Source organism: Blautia sp. AM29-29 (assembly GCF_003480555.1).
Lineage (GTDB): Bacteria > Bacillota > Clostridia > Lachnospirales > Lachnospiraceae > Fusicatenibacter > Fusicatenibacter saccharivorans.
Window position 1 is genome coordinate 1 of sequence record NZ_QUJD01000040.1, and the last position, 6,253, is coordinate 6,253.

Below are 6,253 nucleotides of genomic sequence, written 5' to 3' on the forward strand. Positions count from 1 at the left end.
ACATGAATCTCTGTTTTGTTTTTTGCCATAGGCAGTTATCCTCCATACATGAAAATAGCCAGACAGAGGGTGTCGGCAACGAAGTCCAGCAACGGGCTTCAAAAGACCTTGCAAACAATCTCAATCTGGCGATGGTTACTATTTATACTTTTCTTTTATTTTTCTGTTGTTTTGGTTGTCATAGGGGAGAAAAGCCGATAGTTTCAGGATTTTCCCCGGCAACCGGCTCGGCAACGGGATAGCAACAGGGGGGGCAACGGGCTGCCATTTTCAGAATGGAAGCTCCATCTGTTCTGTGACCTCCACAAAACCGTCCATCGTTTTTTCAGACGGGTTGCCGGAGTCCGTTGCCGGGTTTTCACGCTCCCAGCCCTTTTGTCTGCCATATTCGGAAAACATTCTTGGGTTCGGGAAGTACCGCCAGCGGTCAATGCACTGGTTCATAATCTCGTTGATTTCCCGGATTTCCCATTGCTTCGGCTCGTCAAAGGCATGGTTCAAGGCTTCCTTGTAGAGCTGCTTTGAACAGACCATACTCCCTGTGTACTTATCAAGATACGCCTGTATCATCCCGGCTTTGGTGTCCTCCGGCATAAAATCCCGCTGGTGTTCTTTGAGATACCGCTGCATGGCGGGGCTGAAAGCCAGCTTGAACCTGCCGCTTCGGTAAATCTCCATCGCTTCCGCCCACATCTGCTCAATATAGGCTCTGGAAGCAGCTTCGTCCTCCAAAATGTGAACCTCGGCTTGCTCCGGGTACACCATGACGGGGATAAAGCGGCGGTTGCCGGAACGGTCAAGGGGCAGGAAGTCAAGAGCATTGGAAGTGCCGCCAAACACGCACTGGCGGGGGCGGTCTGCCGGGTGGGTTTCATAGGGTATCTTGTAAACCTCTTTCTGTCGGCTTAAAAATGACTTGATTTCCTCAATGCTCTTGGCGTTGGCGGTTGCCATCATTTCCGACATTTCGATAATCCAGTGACCTTGCAGCTTGCGGTACACATTGTCATCGTCCAGCTTCCGCAAATCATCGGAGAACCACTCGTCCCGGACTGCCAGCAGACGGAAGAATGTGGACTTTCCAGCCCCCTGACCGCCTACCAGACAAAGCATGATTTCAAACTTGCACCCCGGCTGAAAGGCTCGTGAGATTGCACCCAGCAGGAACAGCTTCAACGCTTCATAGGTGTAATCGTCTGCGTCAGCCCCCAGAAAGTGCCGCAGGCAGAAACGGATTCGTTCTGTACCGTCCCACACAAGGGCGCTTAAATAGTCCCGGATGGGATGGTACTTGTTTTCATTCGCCACAATCCCGATGGCATTATCAATCTTTTTCTCATTGGTAAGCCCGTAGGTTTCTTCCAGATAAAGAAGCAGATACTTCATGTCCGTATCGTTCAGGGCGGTGCTTTCCCTGTGAAAACCGATGGGCTTTATGATGTCCTTGCGGTCAGTCAGGATGTTGTATGCGATAGCCCCGGAAAGCAGCGGGTCACGCTGGAATACGGTCAGGCAGTTCCGTATGCTCTGACGGACACCGCCTTTCTCGGTGGTTTCCAGCCCCGCCTTGATTTCCTCAATGCTCTGGGGCGGCTGCATGGCGTTCATGGTGTTTTTTAGTTCTTGCTGCGGCTGCGGCTGCAAGTTCTGCCATTCGCTGTTCAAGCTGTATCACATCCTTTCCGTAGTCCGTAATCAAAGCCGCTTTTTCCTCCGTTTCCCCAAAGAGCAGCACATCCAGCAGATATTCCACTTGGTCTTGCTTCTGTAAGGCTTCCACAAACCGGGGATGAAAGGATTCCTCCGGGGAGTGCGGGGCATATTCCTTTCTCCATGCCCGGAGCAGGTGGAGATAGTCGGCAAGAATACGGAAGCAGCGGCTCTTTGCTTCCTGAAACTGTTCCTCCGGGGATTTCTGCCGGGGCTTGGGCTTTTTTACCTTTCCCGGCGGTTTCCAGTCCTCATAGGAAATTCCAAAGTCCTGTGCCAGTTGTACGGCGGCTTCTTTCTTTCCCAGCCCATACAGGGCGGCGGTAAAATCAATCACATCCCCATCCGTACCGCAGCCGAAGCAGTGGTAACGCCGATCCAGCTTCATGCTTGGGGTTTTATCGTTATGGAACGGGCAGCAAGCCATCCCGTTCCGACCTACATGGATTCCATAATGCTCCCCAGCCTGTCTTGTTGTGACGGACTGCTTCACAGCTTCAAATACATTCAAATCTATCCCTCCTTGAAAACAAAAAAGCACCTGACATTCTCTGATTGAAAATGGCAAGTGCCTGTTAAAGTTCCATATCCTGTTGTTTGTGTTTTGTCTGCGCCGGGGCAGTTCTTTGTGCTTTTTTCTCGTCTGCCTTATCCAGCAAGACTTCTTTGATGGGCTGCTTCTTGGGCGGCTCTTTGCTTTCCTCTGTGCCGGGTGTGGCTTTCCGTACCCAGTAGCGGATGTCCCGCAGCTTCTTCAAATCCTCCTGTACCTCGGTCAGCGGTACTTTCAGCTCTGCGATTTCTTCCAGAAGTTTTTCCTGCTCCTCTTGCAGTTCCTTTTGGGTACTGTCCTTATCGTCTGGGTGCTTGGCAAGGTAGGCGGCGGCTTTCGCATATCGGGCAACCTCCGGGTGTTCCTGTTTGAATTTCTCCTTTGTTTTCTTAAAAAATATCTTCTGGTACTTCTCATAGACAGGCTTACATTCCTTGCAGTCTGTCCGGCTGGCAAGAATCCCGTCAATCACTTTGCTTCGGGCTTCCTTTGGCTTCATCTGATTGCGGTAATCTGCGGCTGATTTCCCGGAAGATTCCAGAAATGCTTCTAAGTCCTCCACAGTGGAAAGCCCCTTTTGCCGGAGATAGGACAGGGCTTCGCTGACTGCCTTTAAGTCCTGTGAAGTCCCCCGGTTCTGTCCAGCCCTTGTCCAGTCCTTCCGTTCTTCCTTTCGTATCTCCATATACTTCATCAACAGATTGGGAAGAAGTGTCGCTTCCTCCGCCGCTTTTTGTGCAAGCAGCTCTTTCCGTTTTTCTCCCAGCTCGGTAATCCAGCCTTTGAGGTTTTGGATAAGCTGCCGGATGGACTTCATCAGGCGGTTGGCGGCTCTGATTTCCCGGTTCAGGTTGCCGATATTCGTCTGAATACCTCGCTTTTCCATCTGCCGGACAGCCGCCCCTTCATGGACAGTGGGGACTATATCAAGCCCCTGTCTGGCATAGGAACGCAAGTCCACACGCTCCGGGCGGTCATTGGCTTCCAGATAGCGGTTCTGGATGACCTCCCATTCATGCCGCCAGATTTCACAATACTTCCGGTCGTTCCAGTCAACCGTATCCTCCTTGTGGCTTTTCCACCTGCCGGATGGCAGCTTTATCCGTTCCCCATTCTCGTCAAGGTCATAAACCTTGCGGCTCTTGGAAAGCCATTTCCCATGTTCGTCCATTGCCCGCATGGTCAGCAGGACATGGGCGTGGGGGTTGTGTCCCGGCGGGTGGGTGTCATGGATGGCAAAGTCAACAATCATGCCTTTGGAAACAAACTGCTGTTGACAAAACTCCCGGATGAGGACAGCGTACTGGTCGGGCGGTATCTCTCTTGGGATGGTAAGCACCCACCGCCTTGCAAGCTGGGAGTTCCATTGTTTTTCCACCGCTTCGGCGGCGTTCCATAAGGTATTGCGGTCTGCATACTCCGGCGGGGCATTTGCCGGGAGCAGGATTTCATTGTGGATGATGCCACGCTTTTCCGGGTAGTGCTTCACTTGCTGGTCATATTCACAGAACAGCTTTTCGCCACTCTGGTAAGCAGCGGCGGCAACCGCAGACTGCCGCTGGCTGCGCTGCACAATCGTGATTTCGTTGTGTGGACAGGGCATTTCGTGTTCCTCCTTTCGCTAATTGGTGGATGGGGTGGCGTTTTACCACCTCATTTTGGGCAGAAAAAAAGCAGGAGACCTTTTTTCAGATTTCCTGCTCGATGTGCCGCTGTGTGGGCGGCGGGTATTTAGTTGTAAAAGTTCGGGACAAGTTGACCCGATGAGTGAATGATAAATAGAAAATTTGCAAAGACTATTGACATTTTTCCAAAATATCTTTCAGTTGAGCAGTCAACACATCTTCTTGACCGAGAAGCACATCTTTTTCATATACAATGGTATTCCACAGATTGCTGAGTTCTGCGGAAATTTCAGGGCTATCACAAAATTCGTGTGCCACCCAAATATTGCTGGCTATCGCTTCTGGGGCGCCATCAATGGACAGACCTTTATCTTTGATTGTATCAATCGCACGAGAAATATATTTATCAAATTGTGCTGCTCGACTTTCTGTATGTGACTTGTCGCTCACATAGTGTCCAATAAAAAAGGAAATTGCAAATCCAGCGATGATGAACACGATAGTCAATGCTGTACCTATTCTTTTCATACTTCCAACTCCTTTGTCAAATTCAAGAACTATTTTTTATTGCTTCCTATCCAGTAACATCCTGCTCCGATTACCGCTGATAAAAATTCAATTCCTTTCAAATACATATCGTAGTTTGTATATCCGATAATTGGACCAGATAAAACATAAATTATAACAAACACAATAACTGTAACTATTGCTCTCTTAGCAGTGTCCTTCACTTTTATTCCCTCCATAACTTCGACATTGTTGCTATGAAATTTTCTTTTCATCATCTCTCGGTGGTCGGACATAACATAACATTTCTTTTTCACAAGCACCAAATTTTGAGAAATTGGATTTCGCTTCTTTTAGTGTTATTCCATGATTAGAGTCGCTTGGTTCGTTATCAGAAGCAATGAACGGGTCATTCTCCCAAAAACAAACGGGACAGATATACCCACAATCTTCATTTGCCGGAACATTATAGGTAAAATATCCGCAGCAAGGACATTGGTATTTTTTCATATAAACCTCCCGTTTAAGCCTTGACCTCAAATTCCTGATTTATTGCTGATTTCATTATACTTCATTGCCTATCGAAAAGATAGCATATTTTATGAAACTTGTCGGCTGGGAACAGCTTGCAACGCAAGGTGTCCCCAGATGGCAAGTCCACAAAAGGGTAGCTGGCGGCAGCCAGCGCAGGGGAAGTGTAGCGTCCCCTGTATGATTTGGAGCAGACCATGACTGCGGAAAATCACAGCCCTCCGGCGAGGAGCCTTCGGAGAACGCAATGCACCAACCTCTGGGTGGTGTATAATTGCGCCCTTAGTAAACTAAGGGGTTTCCGGCTTCTCCCGTTCCAGCAGTTTTTTCAATAGTTCCTGCGTGTCCTGCCTGTGAAAAATGAGTTTCAACAACAGCATGACATCATCATCTGTCAGGCGTTCCGGCTCTTGCAGAAAACTTTCCAGCATACCGCCACGAGTACAGAGCCGGTGCGTCCGTTCCTTTCGGGTAAGCTGCTTTAACTGGTGCTGCAATGCCTTTTCATCATTGATGGCTTTCCGCAGTTTCTTTTCGCTTTTCTCCAACTCCCGGTTGAGCTTTTCCAGCTTTGAGGTATCAGGCAAGGGCAGCGTCCTCCTTTCCCGGTATCAGCACATAAATCCTGTTTGGTTCTCCAACGCCCTGACGCACCCGCATGATAAGTCCGGCGGTTTCCAGTTCATTCAGAGAACGCTTGACCGTCATGGGACTGCGGGACAGGACTGCGGCAATGGCTGTGACAGGGAAGCAGACAAACAGGATTCCGTTCTCGTCCTCCTGACCTTTGGAGAGCATAGCGTCCAGCATCCGGCAGTACATGACCTTTGCGGTGCTGCTGACTGGAAATCCTGTCAACGCTCTGGGAAAGGGCATACAGGGCGGCAATGGTGTGTCTATCGTCATAAATTCAAAATTCATTCGGTGTGTTCCTCCTTTTTCTTTGCTCGTTTGGATAAATAACGGGGGCAGTCAATCACAACCGCCCGGAAGCTCTGCCTGCACCCATGCTGGCATTTCCGGCATAATTCGTTGTAAGTGACACGCCCCCGGTCATTGAGGTAAAAGGAAAGCTCATGCTTCCTCTTTTTGCTCATTCTCGGCATATTGTGTTTCCTCCCGTTTTAGTGTATGGTTTCGGGGCGATTTTCGGCAAAATTACAGCCATAGAGCCGATTAAAATCTCCCGAAGTATCAGCGATAGGGTAGACTATCCCCCTATCAGATTGTCGTGTTTCGGTATCATTTCGGTGTCAGTTCGCCAGTTCTCCCCGGTGTCGTTCCTCCCCTGAATCTCACAGCGGCGTATCGCTCCCTTTGGTACGCT

At 49.5% G+C, this 6,253-nt stretch carries 10 protein-coding genes; 1 reads left to right on the forward strand and 9 read right to left on the reverse strand.

Features of this window, described 5'->3' with window-relative positions; genetic code table 11:
• Window positions 1-242 (forward strand): tweety protein (locus DW769_RS16700; RefSeq protein ID WP_118750632.1); only part of this gene is annotated, 242 nt, incomplete at its 5' end.
• 28 nt (window positions 243-270) lie between these two features.
• Here the strand turns inward: DW769_RS16700 and DW769_RS16070 are convergent.
• From DW769_RS16070 to DW769_RS16110, 9 genes are all read right to left on the reverse strand, one after another.
• Complete coding sequence (locus DW769_RS16070) at window positions 271-1,608, reverse strand: virulence-associated E family protein (protein WP_117452251.1); 1,338 nt, start codon at window positions 1,606-1,608, stop codon at window positions 271-273.
• Window positions 1,577-2,221, reverse strand: coding sequence for a CHC2 zinc finger domain-containing protein (locus DW769_RS16075; RefSeq protein ID WP_118750633.1), 645 nt, complete (start codon window positions 2,219-2,221; stop codon window positions 1,577-1,579). Before DW769_RS16075 ends, DW769_RS16070 begins: the two co-directional genes overlap by 32 nt.
• A 64-nt stretch (window positions 2,222-2,285) precedes the next feature.
• The gene (gene mobQ, locus DW769_RS16080) at window positions 2,286-3,866 is read right to left on the reverse strand and encodes a MobQ family relaxase (RefSeq protein ID WP_118750634.1); all 1,581 of its coding nucleotides are present in this window, start codon (window positions 3,864-3,866) and stop codon (window positions 2,286-2,288) included.
• A 193-nt stretch (window positions 3,867-4,059) separates the two neighbouring features.
• Window positions 4,060-4,416: a hypothetical protein gene (locus DW769_RS16085; protein WP_117541235.1), complete on the reverse strand. Its 357-nt coding sequence runs from the start codon at window positions 4,414-4,416 to the stop codon at window positions 4,060-4,062.
• Window positions 4,417-4,445: 29 nt separating this feature from the next.
• A complete protein-coding gene (locus DW769_RS16090) occupies window positions 4,446-4,619 on the reverse strand; it encodes a hypothetical protein (RefSeq protein WP_227093999.1) in 174 nt (57 codons plus the stop codon).
• Between the two features lie 31 nt (window positions 4,620-4,650).
• Window positions 4,651-4,905 carry a CPCC family cysteine-rich protein gene (locus DW769_RS16095; RefSeq protein WP_117541237.1) on the reverse strand — a complete coding sequence of 85 codons (255 nt, stop codon included), beginning with the start codon at window positions 4,903-4,905 and terminating at the stop codon, window positions 4,651-4,653.
• A 311-nt stretch (window positions 4,906-5,216) separates the two neighbouring features.
• Window positions 5,217-5,513 (reverse strand): DUF3847 domain-containing protein, encoded by a 297-nt coding sequence (locus DW769_RS16100; RefSeq protein WP_002594808.1) that lies wholly within the window; start codon window positions 5,511-5,513, stop codon window positions 5,217-5,219.
• A complete protein-coding gene (locus tag DW769_RS16105) occupies window positions 5,506-5,847 on the reverse strand; it encodes a DeoR family transcriptional regulator (RefSeq protein ID WP_003020305.1) in 342 nt (113 codons plus the stop codon). Before DW769_RS16105 ends, DW769_RS16100 begins: the two co-directional genes overlap by 8 nt.
• The gene (locus tag DW769_RS16110; RefSeq protein ID WP_005930722.1) at window positions 5,844-6,032 is read right to left on the reverse strand and encodes a hypothetical protein; all 189 of its coding nucleotides are present in this window, start codon (window positions 6,030-6,032) and stop codon (window positions 5,844-5,846) included. Before DW769_RS16110 ends, DW769_RS16105 begins: the two co-directional genes overlap by 4 nt.
• Window positions 6,033-6,253 lie beyond the last annotated feature (221 nt).